Annotated in this window: 19 protein-coding genes; 5 read left to right on the top strand and 14 right to left on the bottom strand. The window is 71.6% G+C overall.

The features are described 5' to 3' along the window. Positions 1-13: 13 nt before the first annotated feature. From J3P36_RS14430 to J3P36_RS14410, 5 genes are all read right to left on the bottom strand, one after another. Positions 14-664 carry a hypothetical protein gene (locus tag J3P36_RS14430; RefSeq protein WP_210508943.1) on the bottom strand — a complete coding sequence of 217 codons (651 nt, stop codon included), beginning with the start codon at positions 662-664 and terminating at the stop codon, positions 14-16. Between the two features lie 85 nt (positions 665-749). Continuing rightward, the gene (locus tag J3P36_RS14425) at positions 750-2,207 is read right to left on the bottom strand and encodes a hypothetical protein (RefSeq protein WP_210508942.1); all 1,458 of its coding nucleotides are present in this window, start codon (positions 2,205-2,207) and stop codon (positions 750-752) included. Then, positions 2,191-2,835 (bottom strand): response regulator, encoded by a 645-nt coding sequence (locus J3P36_RS14420; protein ID WP_210508941.1) that lies wholly within the window; start codon positions 2,833-2,835, stop codon positions 2,191-2,193. The genes J3P36_RS14425 and J3P36_RS14420 overlap by 17 nt, the downstream gene beginning before the upstream one ends. Continuing rightward, positions 2,832-5,093 (bottom strand): PAS domain-containing protein, encoded by a 2,262-nt coding sequence (locus tag J3P36_RS14415; RefSeq protein WP_210508940.1) that lies wholly within the window; start codon positions 5,091-5,093, stop codon positions 2,832-2,834. Before J3P36_RS14415 ends, J3P36_RS14420 begins: the two co-directional genes overlap by 4 nt. After that, a complete protein-coding gene (locus J3P36_RS14410; RefSeq protein ID WP_210508939.1) occupies positions 5,090-5,452 on the bottom strand; it encodes a response regulator in 363 nt (120 codons plus the stop codon). The genes J3P36_RS14415 and J3P36_RS14410 overlap by 4 nt, the downstream gene beginning before the upstream one ends. A gap of 223 nt (positions 5,453-5,675) precedes the next feature. Here J3P36_RS14410 and J3P36_RS14405 point away from each other — a divergent pair, with 223 nt between their 5' ends. Further along, complete coding sequence (locus tag J3P36_RS14405) at positions 5,676-6,932, top strand: GAF domain-containing protein (RefSeq protein ID WP_210508938.1); 1,257 nt, start codon at positions 5,676-5,678, stop codon at positions 6,930-6,932. Positions 6,933-7,056: 124 nt separating this feature from the next. Then, complete coding sequence (locus tag J3P36_RS14400) at positions 7,057-8,565, top strand: SulP family inorganic anion transporter (RefSeq protein ID WP_210508937.1); 1,509 nt, start codon at positions 7,057-7,059, stop codon at positions 8,563-8,565. Positions 8,566-8,646: 81 nt separating this feature from the next. Here the strand turns inward: J3P36_RS14400 and J3P36_RS14395 are convergent, their stop codons facing one another. Genes J3P36_RS14395 through J3P36_RS14385 form a run of 3 tightly spaced genes read right to left on the bottom strand, consistent with a single transcriptional unit; the run spans position 8,647 to position 11,460 of the window. Further along, a complete protein-coding gene (locus J3P36_RS14395; RefSeq protein ID WP_210508936.1) occupies positions 8,647-10,302 on the bottom strand; it encodes an MDR family MFS transporter in 1,656 nt (551 codons plus the stop codon). Between the two features lie 29 nt (positions 10,303-10,331). After that, positions 10,332-10,952: a TetR/AcrR family transcriptional regulator gene (locus J3P36_RS14390; protein ID WP_210508935.1), complete on the bottom strand. Its 621-nt coding sequence runs from the start codon at positions 10,950-10,952 to the stop codon at positions 10,332-10,334. A 43-nt stretch (positions 10,953-10,995) separates the two neighbouring features. Then, a complete protein-coding gene (locus J3P36_RS14385) occupies positions 10,996-11,460 on the bottom strand; it encodes a DUF2231 domain-containing protein (RefSeq protein WP_210508934.1) in 465 nt (154 codons plus the stop codon). Between the two features lie 82 nt (positions 11,461-11,542). On the opposite strand from J3P36_RS14385, the gene J3P36_RS14380 reads away from it, so the two are divergent. From J3P36_RS14380 to J3P36_RS16435, 3 genes are all read left to right on the top strand, one after another. Continuing rightward, entirely contained in the window at positions 11,543-12,049 is a 507-nt protein-coding gene (locus tag J3P36_RS14380) for a sigma-70 family RNA polymerase sigma factor (protein ID WP_210508933.1), read from the top strand. Next, positions 12,046-12,753 carry a zf-HC2 domain-containing protein gene (locus J3P36_RS14375; protein WP_210508932.1) on the top strand — a complete coding sequence of 236 codons (708 nt, stop codon included), beginning with the start codon at positions 12,046-12,048 and terminating at the stop codon, positions 12,751-12,753. The genes J3P36_RS14380 and J3P36_RS14375 overlap by 4 nt, the downstream gene beginning before the upstream one ends. 300 nt (positions 12,754-13,053) lie before the next feature. Beyond that, on the top strand, positions 13,054-13,344 hold the full coding sequence (locus tag J3P36_RS16435) for a hypothetical protein (RefSeq protein ID WP_246854824.1): 291 nt from the start codon (positions 13,054-13,056) through the stop codon (positions 13,342-13,344). A 578-nt stretch (positions 13,345-13,922) separates the two neighbouring features. Here the strand turns inward: J3P36_RS16435 and J3P36_RS14365 are convergent. Genes J3P36_RS14365 through J3P36_RS14340 form a run of 6 tightly spaced genes read right to left on the bottom strand, consistent with a single transcriptional unit; the run spans position 13,923 to position 19,940 of the window. After that, positions 13,923-14,741, bottom strand: coding sequence for a carbohydrate ABC transporter permease (locus J3P36_RS14365; RefSeq protein ID WP_246854823.1), 819 nt, complete (start codon positions 14,739-14,741; stop codon positions 13,923-13,925). A gap of 5 nt (positions 14,742-14,746) precedes the next feature. Next, complete coding sequence (locus J3P36_RS14360) at positions 14,747-15,748, bottom strand: carbohydrate ABC transporter permease (RefSeq protein WP_374100729.1); 1,002 nt, start codon at positions 15,746-15,748, stop codon at positions 14,747-14,749. Between the two features lie 10 nt (positions 15,749-15,758). Beyond that, positions 15,759-17,006, bottom strand: coding sequence for an extracellular solute-binding protein (locus J3P36_RS14355; protein WP_210508930.1), 1,248 nt, complete (start codon positions 17,004-17,006; stop codon positions 15,759-15,761). After that, a complete protein-coding gene (locus tag J3P36_RS14350) occupies positions 17,003-17,962 on the bottom strand; it encodes a DUF6807 family protein (RefSeq protein ID WP_210508929.1) in 960 nt (319 codons plus the stop codon). Before J3P36_RS14350 ends, J3P36_RS14355 begins: the two co-directional genes overlap by 4 nt. Next, entirely contained in the window at positions 17,959-19,089 is a 1,131-nt protein-coding gene (locus J3P36_RS14345; protein ID WP_210508928.1) for a Gfo/Idh/MocA family protein, read from the bottom strand. The genes J3P36_RS14350 and J3P36_RS14345 overlap by 4 nt, the downstream gene beginning before the upstream one ends. Beyond that, complete coding sequence (locus J3P36_RS14340) at positions 19,089-19,940, bottom strand: sugar phosphate isomerase/epimerase (protein WP_210508927.1); 852 nt, start codon at positions 19,938-19,940, stop codon at positions 19,089-19,091. The genes J3P36_RS14345 and J3P36_RS14340 overlap by 1 nt, the downstream gene beginning before the upstream one ends. Positions 19,941-20,107: the final 167 nt, after the last annotated feature.

Raw genomic sequence — 20,107 nt, 5'->3', positions numbered from 1 at the left:
TCGGCGGATCGCCTCAGCAGTCGGTCCAGCGGGCGGCGGCGCGGGCGAACGAGCTCGGCTCGTCGGGCAGGCCGCCGTGCGTCATGGCGAACGCGATGCACGCGCCGCCGACGTCCTCTCCGGGCCGGTAGAGGGACGTGCGGTGCGGCAGCGACTGCCACCACTTCTGGGCGACGGTCGCGCCGGTGTTGTCGGCACCGCCGGCCAGGTTCCCGTCGCAGCCCTCGCTCGGCGCTCCGTCGCTGCGGGGGGTTCCCTCGTGGCCCCATGCGCTCAGCGGGTCGGTGCTGGGGTCCTCCGCCATCCAGACCAGGCGGTCCTCCAGGCACTCCGACCAGGCGAAGTTCTCGGCGGGTATCGGCTCGAGGCAGTGCTGCGTGCGGATCTCGTTGAAGCGGACCGCGAACGCGCGCAGGTCGGCCGTGGAGGTGCCCGCGATTCCGCCGTCGGCGTAGGTGCGCGCGGGAGCATCGCTTCCGACCGGCTCGGCGCCGGAGGGGCACGATGCCGCATCTGCGGAGACGGCGACGGTCTCGGCGGCCGGAGCGATCGTCGGCATCTGCGCGACGAGTACGGGCAGCGCGGGCACGGCGCCGACGAGGGCGCCCGCGACCACGGCGGCGCCGAACAGCACGGCGATGGCGCCACGTCTCGTTCGCCGCATCGGTCGATGTCCCCCAACAGCGTCGGCCGGCATCCGCCCCCGGACGCTCAGCGCGGCCGCGACCCCCGCGACCTTGTCCCCCAAGCTACGAGGAGAGCACCCCGGAGACAACGGGCGCGGGCGCAATGAGCCGCGTATTGGGGACGCGGGCGGCTCGCCGAAGGTCCGCGAGGTCCGTCATCACGTCATCCAGGTGCGCGAGGACCGCCCCGGCGATGTAGGCCGTGCGTTCGGGCGACGCGGACTCCCCTTCCGCGGCGTGGAAGCTGAGCGCCATCGAGCAGGCGGCGAGCCGCCCCTGGATCGGCCCGTGCGTGAGGGTGGTCAGCTGCCGTCGGATGCGCGACTCCTCCTCCGTCGTCCGCGCGTCGGTGCAGCGGCGCTCATCCTCCACCCGGTCGAGGAGCGCGGCGAGATCCGCGTTGGCCGTGCCGCTGCCCACGGTGATGGAGATCAGGCCCACGGCGAACAGCAGGGTGAGCGGAAGCGCGACGAGCAGCAGCAGCGGGAATGCCTCCGGCCGGTCCCCCTGGAACCCGGCGAGCACCAGTGAACCCGCCGACGCGGCGAGGGCCTGCGGCGCCAGGTCGCGGACGCGGACGGAGCGGCGCAGCCTGCTCGAGCGGCCAGAGACCTCGGAGGTGGCCACCAGCGCGATGGTGGACGTGGTGATGGCCGCCGCCAGCTCGAGGAGCAGGTCGACGTTGCCCGAGCGCGCGGCCAGCGGTCCGAGGGCCAGCGCGACGCCGGTCGCCGCGCCCGTCGCCCAGAGCAGGGGCCGCCGCCGCTCGAAGGCGAGTGCCGCCGCCATCGGCGCAGGGCGCCGTGCGGCGGAGACGGAGCCGAGCCCCGAGTCGGCGGAGAGGGTCTCGACGATGCGGCTCACGTCGTGCGACGCGGTGCCGAGGCGCGACCCGATCTCGGTGAACCGGGTGGGGTCCTGCGCGACGGCCGCGAGCCGCGACCGGATCTCCCGGATGGCGGGCGTCACCGTCGCGTGCAGCGCGGAGACGACGCGATCGCGCACCTGGCGCTGGGTGCGGGCGGCCCGCACCCGCGCGAGCTGCAGATCCTCCTCGGCGTCGGCGAGCGTGGTGAGCAGCAGCCGGCGGTGCGCGAGCTGGGCGAGCACGTAGGCCAGGAGCGGCATCCAGAGGGCCGCGGTGAGCGCCCAGAAGACCACCCGGAACCCGAAGTCGGGATCGCTGCCGTCGAGCAGGGCGGCGGCGCCGCCGGCGAACCCCCGTCCGGCGCCGATGCCCGCCCAGGCCGTGAGCACGAGCCAGACCGGCAGGGTCCGGCCGGTCCGCCGGAGGTGACCCGCGAGCGGAGCGGCGATCAGCGTGACGAGAGCCGTCTGCGCGAGGACGGACAGCAGCACGAGTGCCGGCGAGGAGAACGGGACGCTCACCTCCTGCAGCACGACAAGCGCTGCGGCGGGCGGAATGGTCAGGAGCCGCGCGGTCTGGCCGAAGCCCCAGTGGCTGCCGAGGGCCTCCCGGAATCCGAGCGTCCGCTGCTCCCGCTCAGCGGACGCCGACACGGCCCTGCTGCCAGAGGCGGACCGCGTCGATGCGCGGGTTCGACTGCTCGGTGACCTCGAGCCCGAGCGCCGCGTAGAGGCGCGTGAGCATCGTCTCGGCGGCGCGCACGGTCGTGCCGCGGTGCTCGGCGACCGCCCGGGTGGACGCGCCGGCGGCGAGCATGCGCAGCACCTCGGCCTGCCCCTGCGTGAGGAGCACGGTCGGGGTGTCCTCCGCCGCTGCCGTGCCGTCCGGGACGGGATCACCCGAGATCGAGCGCCGCACAGCGTCGCCGAGGTCCTCGACCCGCCGGAGGGTGGACTTCACGAGGTAGACGGCGCCCGCGGGGATGTCACCGGGAGCGTCCACGGCGAGCTCCGGCGACCGGTGCGCGGTGAGGACGACGAGCCCCATCCACGGATAGTCGGCGGCCGCACGAGCGAGCAGCGGGGCCGCGGACACCCCGCCCCCGAAGTCGAGGTCGCTGATGAGGGCGTGCGGCTCCTCCGCCACGACCAGCTCCCACGCCTGCTCGACCGTCGCCGCGGTGTGCACGCTGAATCCCTGTGCCTCGAGTCCGCCGGCGACGAGGGACACGGTGAACGGATCGTCGTCGGCCACGACGACCCGGATGGAGCCGGCCGTCACAGCAGGACCCTCCTCCGCGAGCGCAGCTCGCCCAGCAGACCGAGCAGCTCCGCCTCGGCGAACGGCTTCCGGAGGAATCGGACCGCCGCGTCCGCCGGGCGGCTCTCGTTCCCGGCGCTCGGATCGAAGCCGCTGGTCAGGATGACGGGGAGCTCGGGCCGTTCCGAGCGGATCCGGTCGAGCGTGTTCGCCCCTCCGAGCACGGGCATCATCAGGTCGATCACGACCGCCGCCACGGGGTCGCCGCTCGCCTCGCACCGCTCGAGGAGCTCGAGCCCCGCGCGGCCGTCGGCCGCCTCGACCGTGCGATAGCCGTGGGTCTCGAGCACCCGGCGAACGGCGTCGCGGACCGGCTCCTCGTCGTCGACGACGAGGACCAGAAGCCCCGCTCCCGCCGGCGCCTCCTGCGGAGTGGGACGGATCCCCTCGCCGGAGTCCGCCGGGGCGTCCGCCGCGGGCAGCCACAGCGTGAACCGCGAGCCGCGGCCCGGGGCGCTCACGACGTCGATTCCGCCGTCGTGACGCCGGGCTATGGCGAGGGACGTGGGGAGGCCCAGTCCAGTCCCCCGTCCCGGTCCCTTCGTCGAGTAGAACGGCTCGAAGATGCGCCCGCAGACCTCGGCGTCCATCCCGTGGCCCGTGTCCTCGACGGTGAAGCCCACCCGGCCCCGCCCGCCGTCCACCGGCGCGGCGCCGATGGTCAGCGCTCCACCGCCCGGCATCGCGTCGACCGCGTTCGTCACCAGGTTGACGAGGACCTGCATCAGCTGGGTGCGATCGGCGGTGACGCGCAGTGGGCGGCTCGGCGCGAGGAACTCGACGTCGATGCTCCTCGGCGCGGTCTTCCGGCAGAAGTCGGCGAGCTCGGCGAGCAGGCTGTCGACGTCGAGGACGCGACGCTCGGCCTCCTCGCCGCGCGCGAACAGCAGCACCTGCCGGATGAGGTCGGCACCGCGGCGCGCGCCGGCCTCGATGGACCCGAGCAGCTCGACCTCCTGCGGATCGCGGACGCTGTCCCCGAGCAGCTGGGCCGAGAGGAGGACCGGCGTCAGAACGTTGTTGAGGTCGTGGGCGATGCCGCCGGCGAGCACCCCCAGGCTCTCCATCCGCTGGGCCCGGTAGCGCTCCTGCTCGGCGTGCCGCATCTCGGTGATGTCCGACTCGACGGCGAAGACGGCGCTCACGTGCCCGTCCTCCGCGCTCGTGAGCTGCCAGCGGCAGTCGACGAGGATCGTGCGCCCGTCCCGCGTGCGCATCGCGAGCTCGCCGCTCCAGTGCCCGGTCCGGAGGGTCGTCTCCATCGCGGCGTCGTACGCGCTGCGGTCCGCCGCGACGAGGCCGCACACCGTCCGTCCGACCATGCTCTCGGCAGCCCACCCGTACACGCGCTCGGCGCCGGCGTTCCAGTAGAGGATTTCGCCCTCGAGCGTGCGCACGTGCATCGCGTCCCGGGCCGCATCGAGCAGCGCCGCCTGGGCGCGGAGCCGGCCGGCGGACTCCTCGAGGCGTTCCACGTTCCGCTGGTCGTCGGTCACGTCCTGCACGTGGAAGCCGATGCCCTCGCCCACCGGATACGCGGTGACGAGGAACCACATCGCGATCGGCGCGAAGTAGCCCCGCACCGAGGCCACGACCCGGTCCTCCATCGCCCGGCGGTACGCGATGCCGAACGCCGTGCCCTCGATCTCGGGGAAGAGCTCCCAGAGCACGCCGCCGAGGAGCACCGCGCCCGGGCGCTGCAGATAGCGCTGCGCGCTCTCGTTGATGTAGGTGAAGCGCCAGTCCGGGCCGAGGAAGGCCATGCCCGTCGGCATCTGGTCGAGACGGGAGCGGACGTGCTCCTCCAGGATGTCCCGGCTCGAGGCCTGCGCGAGGATCGGCGTGACGTCGTGCACCGCGCCGGCGGCTCCCGTCACCTCGCCGTCCTCGTCCCGGACCGCCTCGCCGACGTAGCGGACCTGCCGCTCCCGTCCGGTGGGACCGCCGAGGGCGGTCGTGAAGTCGAACGGCTCGCCCGTGCTCAGGCAGTGCTCGAGGGACAGCCGCAGCACGGACCGCTGCGGTTCGGGAAGGAGCGCGAGCGTCTCGGACAGGACGGCCGCGGACTCGTCACCCTCGCCGAAGACCGTCGTGAACGACCCGGAGGTGCGGAAGATCCCGGAGTCCGCGTCATAGGACCACGCTGCGGCGCCGAGCAGGCGCGCTGCGCGTGCGGCCAGCTCGGCGGCGGGCGCGGCGGAGAGCTGCGCCGCCTTCACCCCTGGCCTCCGATGAGGCCGGCATCGGCGAGCAGCGCGTCGAGGGCGCCGAGGTCGATCGGCTTGCTCGCGTAGCGCATGTCGGGGCACTGGGTGCGGCACGGGACGTCCGCCTGGCCGGTGAGCATCACGACCGGCAGGTCCGGGGCGGTCGTGCGCAGCCACTCGCAGCGGTCCTCGAGAGCCGGCCCTGGCATCCCGGCGTCCATGAGGCACAGCGAGTACCGCCGGGACCCGAGGAGCCGGAGCATGGCGTCGCCGTCGGCCGCCTCCTCCACGGCGAATCCGCGCCGCTCGAGAGCGGTGCGGAGGACCATGCGCAGGAGCAGATCGTCGTCGGCGATGAGCACCGCGTCCATGACCGTTCCCCCTCTGCTGTACCCCGACCACCGACGGATGCGAGGACAGGAAAAGGTAACCCGAGCGTGCGCACGGGTTCCGCCGCCGCGCGGTTCACCGCCATGTTCGCTATCCGAACCCGCACACCCGGGGCCCGCTTGCTGTCCCCCGGTGCGCAACGGAGTATCGCCGGAGCGGCCGCTTCGATAGCCGCACGTCGAGCCGCATGCCGGGAGGGGGATCATGTCGAGCGTTCCGCGGGCGCCCCTGGCCGCTCTGCTCGCCCCCGCGCTCGCGCCGTGGCGCTCACGGGGGCGGAGGACGCGGTCGGCACTGCCCCGCCCGGTCGACGGCACGTCGGCCTTCGCGTCCGGTCCCGACCCGGATCGCGTGCTCCTGCTCGGCAGCGGCCCGGCGGTCGGCTTCGGAGTCCGGAGCCTCGACCTGGCTCTCGCCGGGCAGCTCGCCCGTGCGCTCTCCGGGCTCACCGGCCGAGGCGCGGACGTCGACCTCCTGGCCCGCACGAGCCTTCCCGTCGCGGCCGTCGGACGCACCCTCGCCGACGTGCGGCTCTGGCGCTACGACGCGGTCGTCGTCACCGTCGGCTATGAGGACGTCCTGCGACTCGTGCCCCTCGCCGACTGGGAGGAGCTGATGAGCTCGCTGCTCCGCCTGCTCGTCGCGAGCACCGCGTCCGGAACGCGGGTCGTGGTGGCCGGCGTGCACCCGGTCTCCGCGCTGAAGGGCGTCGACGGCCCTTTCGGCCGGCTCGTCGACGTGCACGGCCGTCGGATGAACCGCGTCACGCGCCTCCTCTGCCTGCAGTACGCGCGGACCTCCTACGTCGAGCTCCCTGACCCCGCCCTGCCGTCGCCGGACCGCAACGGCGGCTGTCCCGAGATGTACGAGGAATGGGCCCGCGTCCTCGCCCCTTCCGTTGCGGAGGCACTGCCGGGCGTGGCGCCGGCGGACCACGCGACCAGCGCGCGCCGGCTGCGCGACCGACCGGATGAGGAGGGCGCCCGCCAGCGCGCCGTCGACCGGATCCGCGCCGCAGGCCTGTCCGACGACCCGGCCCTGCAGCGCATCACCGCTCTCGCGCGAACGCTGCTCGGCACCTCGTATGCCGCCATCACGGTCATCGACCGGAACGTCCAGTGGCAGCTGGCTCAGGACGGCGCCGGCCGGCGAGGCGAGATCGACCGCGCGCTGTCCTTCTGCGCACGCACGATCGGCAGCTCGGGGGCCCTGATCGTGCCGGACGCGCTGCTCGATCCCCGCTTCGCCGGCTTCCCCCACCTGGAGCAGGGCGCCCGCTTCTACGCCGGCTTCCCGGTGGAGTCACCGGACGGCTACCGCATCGGCGCGCTCTGCGTGCTCGACGACGCCGCCCGGCCGGCCGACCCGGAGACGGCACGCGTCCTGCGCGACCTGGCGAAGCTCGTCCAGCGGGAGCTGGCCCGCGTTGCCGCTGTCGAGCGAGAGACCGTCCCGGCCTGACGCGGGCCTCCCTTCCGTCTCCCGCGGGTAGGATCGGGAGGCTCCGGTGGCCCTTCTTCCGTCCCGCGAGCGTTCCCTCGCGCGCAAGGATGCGCCGGTCCTGCCCCTCTCCCGGAGCTTCCGCATGCCTCCCGTCACGCCCGCCGCCGACCTTGCCCGCCCGTCCGTCCTGGGCGCGCTGCGCAGTCCCCGCGTCCTCACCCGGGAAGTGCTCGCCGGACTCGTCGTCGCGCTGGCCCTCATCCCCGAAGCGATCTCGTTCTCGATCATCGCGGGCGTCGATCCCCAGGTCGGGCTGTTCTCGTCGTTCATCATGGCCGTCTCGATCGCGGTGCTCGGAGGGCGCCCGGCCATGATCTCGGCGGCGACGGGCGCGGTCGCGCTCGTCATCGCCCCGGTCGCCCGGGACTACGGGCTCGACTACTTCTTCGCGACCGTGATCCTCGCCGGCATCCTGCAGGTCGCGCTCGCCATGCTCGGAGTGGCTCGCCTCATGCGGTTCATCCCGCGCAGCGTGATGGTCGGCTTCGTGAACTCGCTCGCCATCCTGATCTTCCTCGCCCAGCTGCCTCACCTGGTCGGCGTCCCGTGGCTCGTCTATCCGCTCACCGCGGCGGGGATCCTCATCCTGGTCCTCCTGCCGAGGGTGACCCGCGTCGTGCCCGCCCCGCTGGTCGCGATCGTGCTGCTCACCACGCTGACGGTGAGCGCCTCGATCGCGGTTCCCACCGTCGGCGATCAGGGCGAGCTGCCGAGCAGCCTGCCGGAGTTCTTCCTCCCGCAGGTGCCGCTGACCTGGGACACGGTCGCGAAGATCGGCCCGTACGCGCTCGCGATGGCGCTGGTCGGACTGCTCGAGTCGCTGATGACCGCGAAGCTCGTCGACGACAACACCGACACCCCCTCCCGGAAGACGCGGGAGGCGTGGGGCCAGGGCGTCTCCAACGTCCTGTCCGGCCTGTTCGGCGGCATGGGCGGCTGCGCGATGATCGGCCAGACGATGATCAACGTGAAGGCGTCCGGCGCGCGCACGCGCATCTCGACCTTCCTCGCAGGGGTGTTCCTACTGATCCTGGTCGTGGTGCTCGGGGACGTGGTGGGGATCATCCCGATGGCGGCGCTCGTCGCCGTCATGATCATGGTCTCGGTCGGCACCTTCGACTGGCACAGCGTGCGCTGGTCGACGCTCCGTCGCATGCCGAAGAGCGAGACGACGGTGCTCGTGGTGACGGTGGCTGTCGTCGTCGCCACCAACAACCTGGCGGTCGGCGTGATCGCCGGCGTGCTGACCGCGATGGTGGCGTTCGTACGGCGTGTGGCGCACTTCGCGACCGTCGCGCGGAGCCTGCGCACCGAGGACGGTGAGCCCGTCGCGCACTACACGGTGGACGGGGAGCTGTTCTTCGCCTCAAGCAACGACCTGACCACCCAGTTCTCCTATTCGGAGGACCCGGAGCGCGTCGTGATCGACATGAGCCGCTCGCACATCTGGGACGCCTCGACCGTCGCCGCCCTCGACGCGATCACCTGGAAGTACGCCCAGCACGGCAAGCGCGCCGAGATCACCGGGCTCAATGAGGCGAGCACCCGCATGCACGAGCGCCTCGCGGGCCGGCTCGGCGGCGCCGCCTGACCCTTCCGACCACCCCGGTGATCGAGGAGCCCGCGAAGCGGGCGTCGCCTGCGGCGGCTCCTCGATCCCGAGGTTGAGCGATCACTCCCTCGAGGATCGACCGCCCCGACGGGACGGGCTCACCGGGGCCGCCGCGCGCTGCGCCGCCTCGAGCTCCTCCGCCTCCGCGCCGCCCACCGCCTCGCCTCGGGCGACCATCCCGGCCGTGTCGGACAGCGGGATCTGCTTGAGGAACAGGGCCAGCACCAGCGAGATCGCGAGGAACGGGATCAGGTACCAGAACACCGGGGCGAGCGCGTAGGCGTACGCGGCGACGATCCCGTCACGGACTCCGTTCGGCAGCGCGTTCAGGGTCTCGGGGTCGAGGGTGGCCGCCGAGCCGCTGGCGTCGGCCGCGGAGGCACCCGCCGAGCGGAACACCTGGGTGAGGTTCTCGGTGAGCCGGTTCGTGAAGATCGTCCCGAAGATCGCCACGCCGAGGGACGCGCCCACCTCCCGGAAGTAGTTGTTGGTGCTGGTCGCGGTTCCGATCTCGGCGGCGGGCACCGAGTTCTGCACGACGAGGACGACGACCTGCATGATCAGGCCGAGGCCGGCTCCGAACAGGAACAGGTAGACGCAGATCAGCCACAGCGGGGTGTCGGCAGCGAGCGTGGTCATGGCGACCATCGCGATGATCGTGACGATGAGGCCGACGATCGGGTAGATCTTGTACTTCCCGGTGCGAGAGATCGCGATGCCGGACCAGATGGACGTGCCCATGAGGCCCGCCATCATCGGCAGCATCAGCAGACCGGAGACGGCCGCCGAGGTTCCGGACGACATCTGCAGGAACGTCGGCACGAAGCCGATCGCGGCGAACATGCCGAGGCCGAGCGTGAGTCCGATCGCGGTCGCGTTGACGAAGATCGGGTTCTTGAACAGCGAGAGCGGGATGATCGGGTCCTGCGCTCGCGCCTCCGTCCACACGAACAGGCCCGCGGCGAGCACGAGGCCCGCGCCCCAGAGCCAGGTCTCCGGAGCGTCCCAGCCGTGCCCGGTGTCCCCGCCGAAGTCGCTGAAGAAGATGAGGCAGGTGGTCGCGATGGAGAGCAGCACGACACCCCGGACGTCGATCGGCTTCGACGCGCGCTTGCCGGGCAGCGTGAGGGTGAACCAGGCGATGGCGAACGCGGCGATCCCGATCGGGATGTTGATGTAGAACGCCCACTGCCAGGTGAGGTGGTCGACGAAGTAGCCGCCGAGCAGCGGTCCGGCGACCGCGGACAGGCCGAAGATCCCGCCGAGCGGGCCCAGGTACTTGCCGCGCTCGGAGGCGGGGACGATGTCGGCGATGATCGCCTGCGAGAGGATCATCAGCCCGCCGCCGCCGAGGCCCTGCAGGGCCCGGAACACGACGAAGCTCCAGAAGTCGCCGGCGAAGGCGCAGCCGACGGACGCGAGGGTGAACAGCGCGATCGCGATGAGGAACAGGTGCCGGCGGCCGAGCACGTCGCCGAACTTGCCGTACACCGGCATGACGATCGTGGTGGCGAGCAGATAGGCGGTGGTGATCCAGGCCTGGTGCTCCACGCCGCCCAGTTGGCCCACGATGGTCGGCATCGCCGTGGACACGATGGTCTGGTCGAGGCTCGACAGCAGCATGCCCGCGATCAGGGCGCTGAAGATGATCCAGATCCTGCGCCGGGTGAGCAGGAGGGGGGCGTCCTCGGCGGGGCGCGTCGCGGAAGCGGTCACGGGGACCTTTCTGTTCAGGGAGGTGCTGGTCAGGACGCGAGGAGGGCGCGGGATACGGCGAGCGCCTCGTCCAGCAGGTCCTCCATCGAGCGGGTGTTGCCGGGCGCTACGAAGAGCTCCCAGCAGGAGCGCATCATCGCCTCGTGCAGCAGCACGGCGAGCTGCGCACGGCGGTCGCCGGGGGCCAGCCCCTCCCTCGCCTCCACGAGGGCGATGAGCTTGCGCTCGCGCTCGCCGCCGCTGCGGATCATCCGCTGCATGAGCTGCGGCTCGCGGGAGACGGCCGCGACGAAGGCGCCCGCCTGCTCGGGACTGACGCGGATGAGCCTGATGTGCTGACGGGTCATCGCGACGAGGGCGTCGAGGAGATCCGACGGCGCCGGCGCGGCACCAGGACCCGGCGCCGAGGCGAGGAAGCGCTCCACCGCCTCAGGATCGAGGGCGTCCTCGGGGTAGCCGATGATCGCGTCGTCCTTCGACGGGAAGTAGTTGAAGAACGTGCGGCGCGAGATGCCGACCTGCTCGCAGACCTGCTCGATCGTGAATCCGTGCAGGCCGTGCTCGGCGGTCAGGCGGCGGGCGGCCTCGCTGATGCGGAGGGTCGTCTCCTGCCGGCGCTTCTCGCGGAGTCCGGTTGCACTTTCGGCCACAGAGTGCAGTCTTGCACTGTGTCGCGCAGAGTGCAACGGCGCGTCAGGTGCCCCAGACCGCCCGGGCGCCGGAGTCGCCCACGAGGACCACCATCGCGAGCGCGCCGATCGAGACCCCGATGGAGACCACCGCAAGCACCGCGGTCAGCACGACGACCGTGCTGCGGGACAGCCGCAGTCGATCTCGCCAGCGGAACCAGGCGTAGGCGGCTGCGGACACGGCGAGCAGTCCCACCGCCCAGAACGTCATCGTCTCGCCGAGGGCGGCGTGCCGATCCACCGCCGGGATCGGGCCGACCTGCGCCCGCAGGTCCCGGCCCGCGAGCACCGTGACCGGCGTCGCGACGGCGAGCGCGAGTCCGAGGAGGGGCGTGACCGCGCCGAGCCGCCGCCGGGCCGCCGGCCAGAGGACGTGGAGCACGACCGCGATCGCGGTGAGGGGCACGAGCGCGATCACCGAGTGCACGAGGAGGGGGTGCAGTGGTAAGCCGTTCACCGAGAAGTCCATGGACAGAGCACGTCGGCGCCCCCGGCTCCGGTTCACTGAACCTGCGGCCGCCCCGGCTCGTGCTCTCCCGGGAAGGAGGGGCATGGATTCCGACGAGACCCGGCTGCTTCGTGCCCTCCGAGACGAGTACGCCGGGCCGCTGTGGCGCTACGTCGTCTCCCTGACCGGCGACCGGGCTCTGGCGGAGGACGTGGTGCAGGAGACCCTGCTGCGAGCGTGGCGGCGCCCCTCGGTGCTGGACCAGTCCGCGTCGTCGGCCCGGGTCTGGCTCTTCACCGTCGCGCGCAATCTCGTGATCGACGACCGCCGGAGCGCGCGGCACCGCCACGAGCTGGCGGTCGAGACGCTGCCGGAGAAGCCCGACGCCGACCGCATCGACGCCATGCTCGACTCCTGGCTGATCGCCGACGCGCTCGCCGCACTGTCGCCGGAGCACCGGGCGGTCGTCGCGCACGTCTACTACGGCGGGCGGTCGATCGCCGAGACGGCGGCCGAGCTCGGCATCCCGGCCGGCACGGTGAAGTCGCGGCTGCACTACGGGCTTCGTGCGCTGCGCCTCGCCCTCGAGGAGAAGGGGGTGACGGGATGACTGCGGAGCGCGACCCGTACGAGGACTGGGACGCGGCCTACGTCCTCGGTGCGCTCTCGTCGGCCGAACGGCGCGAGTACGAGACGCACCTGCGCGGCTGCGAGCGGTGCGCGGCCGCGGTGGCCGAGCTCGCCGCCGTGCCTCCGCTCCTCGCCCGGGTGCCGGCCGACGAGGCGCTCGCGCTGCTCGCCGAGGACCGTCCCGCGACCGAACCGGCCCCCGATCCGCTGCCGGGGCTGCTCGCCGCGGTGCGGACCGGCCGGCGCCGGCGGCGCTGGTGGGCCGGGATCGGCGCCGCCGTCGCCGCGGCCGTCGCCGCGCTCCTCCTCGTCCTCTCCGGCGCACTGCGCCCCGCTTTCGAGCCGGTCGGCGTGTCCCTCGAGGCCGCCGGCGAGTCGAGTCCGCTGTCGGCCGACGTGGAGCTCGTCGCGGAGGACTGGGGCACGCGGGTCGAGATGACCTGCTCGTACCGCGGGAGCGGCCCGTACGGCAGCCCGCCGCCGTGGCGGTATGCGCTCACCGTCACATCGAAGGACGGGGAGGAGACGGTCGTCTCCAGCTGGGAGGCCGGGCCCGGCGAGACCGTGCACACGACGGGCACGGTTGACCTCCCCATCGACGACATCACCTCGATCGCGGTGCGGTCCACGCGCACGGGAGACGTGCTGCTGAGTGCGCGAGTGGCGAATTCCTCGGCCGGGTGAACCTGCGGGGCCCCTCCGTCGTGCCTCTCTCCGTCCCCGCGCGCGCGGGGGAACGGAGGCCTCGCATGAACACCCGAATGCCCCGGCTCGCGGTCGCCCTCGCGGCGGCGGCCCTCGTCCTCGCCGGATGCGCCGGCTCGACGACCGACTCCGGCGGCTCCCCGGACGCCGGAGCCGGCACCACCTCGGAGAGTCCGGCGCCCAGCGAGTCGGCGCCCGCGGAGTCGCCCGACGCGGGTTCCCCGGACCTCATGGTCGCCTCCTCCTCGCTCGGCGACAATCGTGGTCGATGGGAAGGGAATGACCGTCTACTCCTTCGACAACGACACGGCAGGCTCGGGCACCAGCTCCTGCTCGGGTCAGTGCCTGGTCAACTGGCCGCCCGTGCCCCCGAGCGCCGATCCGCCGGCCGTCGAGGGCGTGACGGGCGAGGTGGGCACCATCACGGCGACGGACGGCAGCACGCAGCTCACCCTGAACGGGCTGCCGCTCTACTACTTCAAGGGCGACTCCGCGCCCGGGGACGTGAACGGGCAGGCGGTGCAGGACGTCTGGTGGGTGGTCTCGCCGAGCGGCGAGGCGATCCGCTGACGGCGCGCGCCGGGCGTCCCTCCCGGCGTCCGGCGCGTATGCCGCACCGCGCATCTCCCCGATCGCACCACGAGAATATGCATATGCAACAGGCTTGATCGTCGAGATAACCGGGTCTAACGTAAGCAGATCGCCCGGCAAGGGACCTCCGCCGAGCACGAAAGGCGCCTCAGATGACGACAACGACTCCGACCGACAGCGGCTCTTCGCGGCACAAGGCTCCCGCATGCCCGCACTGCTCCGCTCCGCTCTCGCTCCAAGAGGACGGGGCCAGCCACTACTGGTCGTGTCGCTCCTGCAACCTCGTCTTCCTGGCGTAACCCACTCGTCCCGGGCATGACCGCGTCCGGCGGTCCCGCTCAGCAGGCACTCGGCCCTCTTCAGCAGGCACTTCTTTCCTTCAGCAGGCACCCGGCCCTCTTCAGCAGGCACTTTTCTCCTTCAGCAGGCACTGAAGGCTCTCGAGTGCCTGCTGAAGGGGTCCGGCTCCTGCTGAACCGATCCGTTAGCAGCGCGGCGCGACGGCGCACGGGCGGCTTCGCCGATCCGAGCCCGCCCTCCCCAGACCCAGCGCAGCGTCACTTCACGGCGCCGCCGGTCACTCCGGAGGCGATGTACTTCTGTGCGATCACGAGCAGCACGGCCGCCGGGATGCTCGCGAGCGTGGCGGTCGCCATGAGGGCCGCCCAGCTCTGCGTGTGCGCGCCGACGAAGACGTACATGCTGAGCGTGATCGGCACGACGGTCGACCCGTTGGTGAGCGTGAGCGCGAACAGGAAGTCGCTCCACGCGAACAGGAACGAGAAGACGGCGGCGGTCACGAGTGCGTTGCGGCTGAGCGGCAGCACGACCGACAGGAACACCCGCACCTCGCCGGCCCCGTCGATCCGCGCCGCCTCGAGCAGCGAGTGCGGGATGTTCTGCATGAAGGCACGGATGAGCAGGATGCAGAACGGGATGCCGTGCGAGGCGTCCGCGAGGATCAGCCCGGGGATCGTGTTGAGGAGCCCCGCCGAGTTGTAGAGCGGGTACAGGCCGTTCGCGATGACGATGCCGGGGATCATCTGCGTGATGAGCAGCAGGACGATGAACACGGCGACGCTGCGGCCGCCGATGTTCGTCCGCGACAGCCCGTAGGCGGCGGGCGCCGCGATGGCGAGGCACACGATCACCGCCCCGATCGAGATGAGCAGGCTGGTCGCGAGGTTGCCGAGCTGCGAGTCGATGGCGCGCTGGTACCCCTCCAGGCTGAGGTCGAACGGGAACCACTCGGTCTCGAGGAGGTTCTCACTGCCCTGCAGCGACGTGTTGAGCATCCAGTAGACGGGGAACAGCAGCAGGGCGACGATCACGATCCCGATCGCCGTGCGGGAGTAGTTCGCTAGTGCGTGGGGCATGGTCCTCATCCCGCCAGGTCGCTCGCCCGCTTGTTCGCCCGCAGCTGGAAGGCCGCGACGATCAGCGAGACGATGATGAGAATGTTGCTGAGCGCGGCGCCGCGCCCGAACTCGAAGTTGACGAACGACAGGTGGTACGCGCGGGAGGCGTACGTCTCGGTCGCGTTCGCCGGCCCGCCGCCGGTGAGGGCGAGGATGATGTCGAGCACCCGGATCGTGTAGATGAAGCCGAGCATCAGCACGACGACGACGACGGGCCGCAGCAGCGGCCACGTGATGCTCGCGAACGAGCGCCACCCGGTGGCGCCGTCGAGCGACGCCGCCTCGTAGTAGTCCTTCGGGATCTCCTGCAGCCCGCCGTAGATGATGACCATCACGAACGGGATGCCGACCCAGATGTTGACGATGATGATCGAGTAGAGCGCGATATCCGGGTTCGTCAGCCAGGAGACACCGGACAGCCCGAGCCCCTCCAGCACGACGTTGAGGATGCCGGTCTCGCCCTCCATCATCCGCCGCCACACGGCCGAGGAGATGATGAGCGGCAGCAGCCACGGCAGCAGGAGCAGTGCGCGGAGCACCTTGTTGAGCGGGAAGTACCGGTTGAAGAACAGCGCCAGTCCGAGCCCGATGAGGAAGGTGACCGTCAGCGACACGATCGTGAAGATCGCGGTGTTGGCGGTCAGCTTGGCGAACAGTCCGGAGCCGACGACCGCCACGTAGTTGTCGAAGCCCACCCACGGCGCCTCGCCCGTGAAGAAGGTCGCGGTGGTGAAGTCCTGGAAGCTCATCGTCAGGTTGCTGACGATCGGGTACCCGAAGAACACCAGCAGGTAGACGGCCGCGGGCAGGATGAAGGCCCACGTCACGATCGCCGACCGGGTGCGCGGCCGCATTCCGCGCCGGCCGCCCTGCGTCTCGAGGGGCGGACGCGGGGCGTCCCCCGCCGCGCCGGGAGCGCGGCGGGGAACGCCGGTGCGGTCACCCGTGAGTGACGAGTTGGTCATGATCGCCGGATCACTCCGCGCTCACGGCCGCCTGGGCGGACTCCATGGCGGTCTGCGGGTCGGCCTGACCCGTGATGACGGACTGGAGCGCGACCGAGATCTGCTCGTTGACGATCGGCCACTTGGTGCCGGAGTCACCCGTGAGCGGGTACGCCGTGGAGACCGTCTGGACGATCGACTCCATCTCGGGCTGCTCCTCGATCAGCTGCTGCGCGACCTCCTCGTTGCTCGGGACCGTGTTGTTCGTGAGCGCGGTCTCGAGCTGGGTCTCGGGGCTGTTGAGGCACTCGACGATGTGCGCGGCGCGGCGCTCGCGCTCGTCGTCGGTGACGGGCACGGTCCACAGCTCGCCGCCGAGCGGCGCAACGACGTCGTCGCCGGCGTTCGGCACCGGGATCGGCACGCTCGCCCACTCGAGGCCCTCGGTCTCGTTGAGGCTCGGGATCTGCCACGGACCGTTGATCATCATCGCGGCCCGCCCGGCCGCGAACTGGTCCTTCGCGTCGGCCTGGGTGTAGTTGACGACGTCCGTCGTGACGTAGCCCTTCAGCGCGAGACCGGTGTAGAACTCGAGGGCCTCGACCGCCTCCGGAGCGTCGAGCTCGAGCTGCGACCCGCCGTTCGACCAGAGGAAGGGGATGAAGGTCCAGGTACCCTCTGTTCCCGCCTGGCCCGCGTACACGAAGCCGTAGCGGTCGGGGGTGGTGAGCGCCGCGGCCGCGGCCTCGAGCTCGGCCCACGTGGTCGGCGGCTGGATGCCCGCCTCCGCCAGCATCGCCTCGTTGTAGAAGAGGACGAGGCTGTTGACGTTGGGGGCGAGACCGTAGAGCTCGTCCTCGTACTTGCCGACGTTGAGCACCGACTCGTAGTAGGCGCTCGTGTCGATGTCGAGCTCGGTGAGCGGCCGGAGGGCCCCGGTCTCCGCGAACTGCGGGAGATCGGGGTTGTTGACCATCAGGATGTCCGGCAGGTCCTTGCTCTGGATCGCCTGCAGCACCTGCTGGTTGTACTGGTTCGACGGCACGCTGCGGTGCTCGACCGTGGCGTTCACCTCGGCGGCGCACGCGTTGAGCCGGTCGCCCATGTTCGTGTGGCTGGGCTCGTCGGTGTAGTAGTCGAAGGCGGTGAGGGTGAGCTCCTCGTCCTCGGAGGCTCCGGCGCCTCCTCCGCCGCCGCTCGCGCAGGCGGACAGGAGGACGATGGGGAGAGCGGCGGCCGCTGCCAGCGCGCTGAGCCTCTTCCTGCGGTGTGTCGTCATTGACGTACCTTTCTCGATGCCGGGTTGTGAGCTGTGCTTGTTTCCTCCCCGCCGTACTGGCGGGAAAGCCTGTCGAGGGCCGCGTGATCGACGGCGTCGCCGAGGACGACGGCCCGGTGCCGCAGCCGGAGGGTCTCCCCCTGGGCGAGCTGCAGCGGCTGGTGCATGAGGGGTGCGGAGGCGAGGAAGCCGAACTCGTCCTCCGCCGAGAACACGTAGAGCGGGGTGGGGGTGAGCGGGTTCCCCGGATGGACGAGCAGCGCCACGCCGCCGAACGCCGGGGCGTTCGGCTCGTCGGTGCCCGCGCCGTCGACCTTGCCGAGCAGCGCGCCCCACTCGCCCGGGTGCGAGTGGATCGCCTCCCGGCCGGTCCGGTCGCCGGAGGCGAGGATCGTCTCGCCCGCTGCCATCGACCGCGCCGCGCGGTAGTTGAGGCCCGCGTAGCCGCCCCACCAGTGCTCCGGATACGAGGTGACGGTCAGCGCGGCCTGCTCGAGGGCGGTCCACTCCGAGTCCCAGTCGAGGGCCCAGCCCAGGACGCCGTCGAGGTCGGTGTGGAGGTGCAGGATCCGGCGCTCCTCGAGCACCGGCCGGCCTGTCGCCACCGGGCTCCAGGAGAGGGTCTCGCGGATGGCCAGGTCACCGTCCTCCTCGTCGACCTCGTGCTCGACGACGAGGGACCGGCCGAGCCCGTCGCCGCCCCCGCCGTAGTCCTCGTGGTCCTCCCAGTACAGGACGCCGTTGATGTGCTTCCACGACCACCAGAGCCCGTGATGCCAGCGGTGGTCCCACGGCGCCGTGTTCGTGAGCACGCCGGTGTGCTGCAGCGGGCGCACCTCGGAGAAGTAGGGGTGGTTCTTCTCCGCCGACCAGCTGTAGCGGGCGAGCGGCCTGCCGTCCGCGGTCGAGACGGAGCCCGAGCCGGGCGCCGTCTCGGTCCACTGCAGCGACGTCACGCCGGCACCGCCTCGACCGTCTGCACGCCCGGCGCGGTCCAGTCGCCGAAGCCGTGCGACCAGCCGGTGCCGTAGTCCGGGTTCCAGCGGTCGCCCATGATCTCGGCGAGCGGGACCACCCGGTTCTCGGCACTGGAGAGGTACGCGGCCTCGATCAGCGCCATGACGTGCAGGTTGTCCTGCACCGAGCTGAGCGGCTCCCGGCCCGCGGCGAGCGCCTGGCGGAAGTGCGCCATGGTGAGCCCGAACGCGTCCGGGAACCAGCGGCGCTCCGAGTCCCACTCGGTGCGGGTCGTCTCGAACTCGGCGCCGGCGCGCCGCGTGATCGACAGGCCGCCCTCGGGGCGCCAGTCGGCGATGCCGTCCGTGCCCTGGATCCAGATCTTCTCGTTGCCGTGCGGGACGGGTTCGGTGCCGTAGTAGGTGCCGGTCGACGTGATCGCGACGGTGAGGCCGCTCCGGTAGCGCAGCAGAAGGTGACCGTAGCCGTCCACCGTGATGCCGGGCTGGTTCTCGTCCCGGCCGGTGACCGCGTACACCGTCTCGGGCGGGCCGAAGAGCAGCTGCAGGAGGCCGAAGTGGTGCACCGTGAGGGCCCCCGTCCACCAGCGGTCGTCCTTGCCGAACCAGGGATGGTCGGGCAGGTCGAAGACGTACTGGACGGTGACCTGCGCGAAGGTGGGCCGGCCGATCGCCTGGTCCTTCATCACGGCGTCGATCAGGCGGAGGGAGCCGGGCACGAAGCACATGTTCTGGTTGACCATGGCGGTCACGCCGGCTGCCTCGATCGCCTCGATCATCTGCACCGCGTCGCCATAGGTGTAGGCGAAGGGCTTCTGGATGAGCATCGGCTTGCCCGCCGCCGCGATCTGCTGCACGACCGGGAGGCGCGTGTCGGCGTGGTGCGGGGTGGCGAGGTCGATGACGCCGACGCGCGGATCGGCGAGCAGCGACTCGAGGGTCTCGTGCACAGTCGCGTCCGGCTCCTCCGCCGCGAAGCGCGCGCGCGCCTCCGGGTTCGGGTCGAAGCCGGCCACCACCGGCTGGCCGTAGAGCCGGTAGCCCTGCCGGTGGGCGGTGGTGATGCTGCCGAGGCCGACCTGGCCGATCCCGAGCTCGTCCGCCATCAGCGCACCGCCCCGAGGCCCTGCAGGTACTCCGCGGACGCGAGAACCGCGTCGTCGCCGCCGATCTCGAGGGTGGAGTAGCCGTCGAAGCCGGCCTTCTCGAGGGCCCGGAAGGAGCCCTCGATGTCGATGACGCCCGAGCCGAGCGCGATGGTCGACATCCCGCAGCCGTAGATGTCGCCCCGCTTCGCCTCCCACTCGGCGCCGAGGTCCTTCCAGTGCACGTGCTGGATCTTCTCGCCGAACGTCTTCACGTACTCGACGGGGTCGGTGCCGGCGAGCCAGCTGTTGCCCGTGTCGAAGTTGAGGGCGAGGGCGGGCGAGTCGATGCGCTCCAGCAGGGCGGAGGTGCCGTCGATCGTGCCGGTGATCGGGCCGTGCGGCTCGAGGAGGATGGTGACACCGTAGTCGGCGGCGACCTGCAGCGGCTCGTGCAGCTTCTCGGCGATGGTGAACACCGCCTCCTCCCGGGTGAGGCCGTGACCGAACGGGGTGACCGGCTCCCCCTCGGTGGTGACGACGTGCTTCACGCCGATTGCGCCGGCGGCGCGCACCGCCTTGATGATCTCTACCGTGCCGTACCGCCACGGCGCCGACGCGTCGAGAAGGTCGGCGTGCGCGCAGTACGACGTGATCTCGAGTCCGCGGGAGCGGAACAGGCGCTGCATCTCGAACGGGTTCGCGTCGAGGCTCGCCACGGCGCTGAAGCCGAAGTGGTTGCCGAGCACGGCGCCGTCACCCGTGTCGGTGACGTCCGCGTACTGGAACCCCCAGTCGCGGATCCGGTCCAGCTGGTGGTCCAGCGTGGAGAACGGGTCGACCAGCGCGAAGCAACCGATTTTGATAGGCACGGATCAGATCTCCTCTTCATCGAGGCGAGGCACGTGGGCCCGCGGGGTTGTCGCCGACAGTAGATGAGGACGGCGCGCGTGTCGTTCACGATCCGTCAGCGACGGATTGTGAACATCCGAGCCATTGCCGCCGGGGCGGTCCGCTACGTAGGGTCTCCAGCACGGAC

It is taken from the genome of Naasia sp. SYSU D00057, assembly GCF_017916505.1.
Classification (GTDB): Bacteria; Actinomycetota; Actinomycetes; order Actinomycetales; family Microbacteriaceae; genus Naasia.
This window is presented reverse-complemented; position numbering and strand designations above follow the sequence as displayed.

What these genes read in the sequence shown, in the direction of transcription:
- J3P36_RS14355 (WP_210508930.1), bottom strand. Translation starts at nt 17,006, where the DNA reads ATGACGACACACCGCAGGAAGAGGCTCAGCGCGCTGGCAGCGGCCGCC.
- J3P36_RS14430 (WP_210508943.1), bottom strand. Translation starts at nt 664, where the DNA reads ATGCGGCGAACGAGACGTGGCGCCATCGCCGTGCTGTTCGGCGCCGCC.
- J3P36_RS14345 (WP_210508928.1), bottom strand. Translation starts at nt 19,089, where the DNA reads ATGGCGGACGAGCTCGGGATCGGCCAGGTCGGCCTCGGCAGCATCACC.
- J3P36_RS14385 (WP_210508934.1), bottom strand. Translation starts at nt 11,460, where the DNA reads ATGGACTTCTCGGTGAACGGCTTACCACTGCACCCCCTCCTCGTGCAC.
- J3P36_RS14410 (WP_210508939.1), bottom strand. Translation starts at nt 5,452, where the DNA reads ATGGACGCGGTGCTCATCGCCGACGACGATCTGCTCCTGCGCATGGTC.
- J3P36_RS14400 (WP_210508937.1), top strand. Translation starts at nt 7,057, where the DNA reads ATGCCTCCCGTCACGCCCGCCGCCGACCTTGCCCGCCCGTCCGTCCTG.
- J3P36_RS14380 (WP_210508933.1), top strand. Translation starts at nt 11,543, where the DNA reads ATGGATTCCGACGAGACCCGGCTGCTTCGTGCCCTCCGAGACGAGTAC.
- J3P36_RS14365 (WP_246854823.1), bottom strand. Translation starts at nt 14,741, where the DNA reads ATGCCCCACGCACTAGCGAACTACTCCCGCACGGCGATCGGGATCGTG.
- J3P36_RS16435 (WP_246854824.1), top strand. Translation starts at nt 13,054, where the DNA reads ATGACCGTCTACTCCTTCGACAACGACACGGCAGGCTCGGGCACCAGC.
- J3P36_RS14375 (WP_210508932.1), top strand. Translation starts at nt 12,046, where the DNA reads ATGACTGCGGAGCGCGACCCGTACGAGGACTGGGACGCGGCCTACGTC.
- J3P36_RS14405 (WP_210508938.1), top strand. Translation starts at nt 5,676, where the DNA reads ATGTCGAGCGTTCCGCGGGCGCCCCTGGCCGCTCTGCTCGCCCCCGCG.
- J3P36_RS14360 (WP_374100729.1), bottom strand. Translation starts at nt 15,748, where the DNA reads ATGACCAACTCGTCACTCACGGGTGACCGCACCGGCGTTCCCCGCCGC.